Below are 3462 nucleotides of genomic sequence, written 5' to 3'. Positions count from 1 at the left end.
AGCGGCTACTATCGCTCACCGCAGCGGATAGCAATTTAGGCTAATATGACGCCCGAACGACCCGCGAGCCGCAGCATGCAGCGCCCACGCCCCGCCTTTCCGGGCTGCGGAGCAATCTGCCGCCGTGGCCGGCGCGCCGAACGGCGCCAAGCAGGCAGTCCCCGAACCGAAAGAGGTATTCACCCAATGAGCGAACAGATCAAACACATCAGCGACGCATCGTTCGAACAGGACGTCGTCAAGTCCGACAAGCCTGTGCTCGTCGATTTCTGGGCCGAATGGTGCGGCCCGTGCAAGATGATCGCCCCGATCCTCGACGAAGTCGCGAAGGACTACGGCGACAAGCTGCAGATCGCGAAGATCAACGTCGACGACAACCAGGCGACGCCCGCGAAGTTCGGCGTGCGCGGCATCCCGACGCTGATCCTCTTCAAGAATGGCGCGGCTGCCGCGCAGAAGGTCGGCGCGCTGTCGAAGTCGCAGCTGACCGCATTCCTGGACAGCCACCTGTAATACCGGCAAGCTCCGCGGACGTGTTGTCAACCGGCAACATGTCCGCCGCAAAGCCGCCGATCGGCCGCTCAAGCGCGAATCGGCGTATGCTAGAATCAAAAAACGTCTACAAGACGCATTAAGCCTCAGAGCGCTTCCGCTCGCCCTCCTCCCTTATTTCATTTCGTCGCATCTCCTCCCTGGCGGGATCTCCGTATGCATTTATCCGAGCTTAAGTCTCTGCACGTGTCCGAATTGATCGAAATGGCCAACGGCCTGGAGATCGAAAACGCGAACCGCCTGCGCAAGCAGGAGCTGATGTTCGCCATTCTTAAAAAGCGCGCCAAGACGGGAGAAACGATCTTCGGCGACGGCACGCTCGAAGTGCTGCCGGACGGTTTCGGCTTCCTGCGCTCGCCGGAAATGTCGTACCTCGCGAGCACCGACGACATCTATATCAGCCCGTCGCAGATCCGCCGCTTCAATCTGCACACCGGCGACACGATCGAAGGTGAAGTCCGCACGCCGAAGGACGGCGAACGCTACTTCGCGCTCGTCAAGGTCGACAAAGTCAACGGGCAGCCGCCCGAGGCCTCGAAACACAAGATCATGTTCGAGAACCTCACGCCGCTGCACCCGAACAAGCCGCTCACGCTCGAGCGTGAAATGCGCGGCGAGGAAAACGTCACAGGCCGCATCATCGACATGATCGCGCCGATCGGCAAGGGCCAGCGCGGCCTGCTCGTCGCGTCGCCGAAGTCGGGCAAGACCGTGATGCTCCAGCACATCGCGCACGCAATCAAGCAGAACCACCCGGACGTGATCCTGTTCGTGCTGCTGATCGACGAGCGCCCCGAAGAAGTCACCGAAATGCAGCGCTCGGTTGCGGGCGAAGTGATCGCGTCGACGTTCGACGAACCGGCCACGCGCCACGTTCAGGTCGCCGAAATGGTGATCGAGAAGGCCAAGCGCCTCGTCGAAATGAAGCATGACGTCGTGATCCTGCTCGACTCGATCACGCGTCTCGCGCGCGCCTACAACACCGTGATTCCGGCGTCGGGCAAGGTGCTGACCGGCGGTGTCGACGCCAACGCGCTGCAGCGCCCGAAGCGCTTCTTCGGCGCCGCGCGCAACATCGAGGAAGGCGGCTCGCTGACGATCATCGGCACCGCGCTGATCGAAACCGGCAGCCGCATGGACGACGTGATCTACGAAGAGTTCAAGGGCACCGGCAACATGGAAGTGCACCTCGAGCGCCGTCTCGCGGAAAAGCGCGTCTATCCGTCGATCAACCTGAACAAGTCCGGCACGCGTCGTGAAGAAATGCTGATCAAGCCCGAGATCCTGCAAAAGATCTGGGTGCTGCGCAAGTTCATCCACGACATGGACGAAGTCGAGGCCATGGAATTCCTGCTCGACAAGATTCGCCAGACCAAGAGCAATTCCGAGTTCTTCGACCTGATGCGCCGCGGCGGTTGATCGCCACCGGCAGCAGATCCAGCGGCCGCCTGCGCTCCACGCCAGGCGGCCGTTTTTTCGTGCAGACCTTCCGTTGGCCGCCATGCTTTCGAAATTGACCCGCTGGCTCGGCAAGCGCCGCCGCGACCGCGCGCTGCGAAGCCACCCGATCCCCGATGCGCTCTGGCACGACACGGTCGAGCGCCTGCCGTTCCTCGCCTACCTCGCGCCCGCCGATCTCGACCGGCTGCGTGAATTGACGAGCCTCTTTCTTGCGGAGAAGTCGTTCTCGACCGCGCACGGACTCGAACTCACCGACGCGATGATCGTCGGCATCGCCGTGCAGGCGTGCCTGCCGGTGCTGAACCTCGACCTCTCCCTGTACGCGGGCTGGGTCGGGATCGTCGTCTATCCGGGCGAATTCGTGATCCGCAAGACCGTGCAGGACGACGACGGCGTCGTCCACGAGGTCGAGCAGGACGCGAGCGGCGAGGCATGGGAAGGCGGCCCGGTGATCCTGTCCTGGGAAGACGCCCAGATGACCGACGCACGCGATGCGTACAACGTCGTGATCCACGAGTTCGCGCACAAGATCGACATGCTCAACGGCGCTGCCGACGGTTATCCGCCGCTGTTTCGCCGCTGGCACGCGCCGCATCTCGACGCGCAGGCCTGGTCCGATGTGTTCGATCATGCATACGATCAGTTCTGCGCACGCGTCGATGCGGTGCCGGATCGCGCGTGGGCGCGCTTCGAGCGCGATTCGCTGATCGATCCCTACGCAGCCGACCATCCGTCGGAGTTCTTCGCGGTATGCAGCGAGGCGCTGTTCGTTCAGCCGCGCGCGTTCGAGGCCGAATTTCCGGAACTGTACCGGCTGCTCGCCCGTTATTACCGGCAAGACCCCGCGGACACGGGCGCACTCGCGGCAACCTGAAATTTATTCGTCAACCATCTGATTTTCTGGCATAATCGCCGCTTTTCGACCTTAGGCAAGTGGCTCGCGCCGAGCTTGACACCATCCGATGCGTGCGGATCATCGCGCGACTCGACGGCCAAGCGGCGGGTTGGCTACCGCTATCACCAAGGAAAAACCATGAAACAAGGCATTCACCCGGATTACCGCGAAGTCGTCTTCCAAGACATGTCGAACGGCTTCAAGTTCATCACGCGCTCGACGATCCAGACGCGTGAAACCATCGAGCTCGAAGGCAAGACCTACCCGCTCGCCAAGATCGAAGTGTCGTCGGAATCGCACTCGTTCTACACCGGCCAGCAGAAGATCATGGACACGGCAGGCCGCGTCGAGAAGTTCAAGAACAAGTTCGGCGCACGCGCCAGCGGCAAGGCAGCGAAGTAAATTCGCACCGCCTCCGGTGACGACAACTCACCGGTTCCGCACCAAAGGGCAGCCCAGGCTGCCCTTTTTCGTCTCTGCTCGCCGGATCGCAGTAGCCCGCCGGCGCACCTTGGGCGTTTCCGCTGACGCGCATCGGCCGGCACGTCTACAAT

Annotated in this window: 4 protein-coding genes; all 4 read left to right on the top strand. The window is 62.2% G+C overall.

Going from position 1 to position 3462, the window contains the following annotated elements:
• Window positions 1-186 precede the first annotated feature (186 nt).
• The 4 genes from trxA (at window position 187) to KH616_RS23080 (ending at window position 3310) form a co-directional block, all read left to right on the top strand.
• Window positions 187-513, top strand: coding sequence for a thioredoxin TrxA (trxA, locus tag KH616_RS23095; protein ID WP_006402348.1), 327 nt, complete (start codon window positions 187-189; stop codon window positions 511-513).
• 195 nt (window positions 514-708) lie between these two features.
• A complete protein-coding gene (gene rho, locus KH616_RS23090) occupies window positions 709-1971 on the top strand; it encodes a transcription termination factor Rho (protein ID WP_292252215.1) in 1263 nt (420 codons plus the stop codon).
• A gap of 82 nt (window positions 1972-2053) precedes the next feature.
• Window positions 2054-2887, top strand: a complete 834-nt coding sequence (locus KH616_RS23085; protein WP_292252214.1) for a M90 family metallopeptidase — start codon at window positions 2054-2056, stop codon at window positions 2885-2887.
• 159 nt (window positions 2888-3046) lie between these two features.
• Window positions 3047-3310, top strand: coding sequence for a type B 50S ribosomal protein L31 (locus KH616_RS23080; protein WP_292252213.1), 264 nt, complete (start codon window positions 3047-3049; stop codon window positions 3308-3310).
• Window positions 3311-3462 lie beyond the last annotated feature (152 nt).

Source organism: Burkholderia sp. (assembly GCF_018375725.1).
In the GTDB taxonomy this organism is placed as follows: domain Bacteria; phylum Pseudomonadota; class Gammaproteobacteria; order Burkholderiales; family Burkholderiaceae; genus Burkholderia.
The sequence above is the reverse complement of the archived record's forward strand: the minus strand, read 5'-3'. Positions and strand labels throughout refer to the sequence as shown.

Excerpts from the sequence above, each read along its gene's own strand:
- KH616_RS23085 (WP_292252214.1), top strand. The coding sequence starts at position 2,054 with ATGCTTTCGAAATTGACCCGCTGGCTCGGCAAGCGCCGCCGCGACCGC.
- trxA (WP_006402348.1), top strand. The coding sequence starts at position 187 with ATGAGCGAACAGATCAAACACATCAGCGACGCATCGTTCGAACAGGAC.
- KH616_RS23080 (WP_292252213.1), top strand. The coding sequence starts at position 3,047 with ATGAAACAAGGCATTCACCCGGATTACCGCGAAGTCGTCTTCCAAGAC.
- rho (WP_292252215.1), top strand. The coding sequence starts at position 709 with ATGCATTTATCCGAGCTTAAGTCTCTGCACGTGTCCGAATTGATCGAA.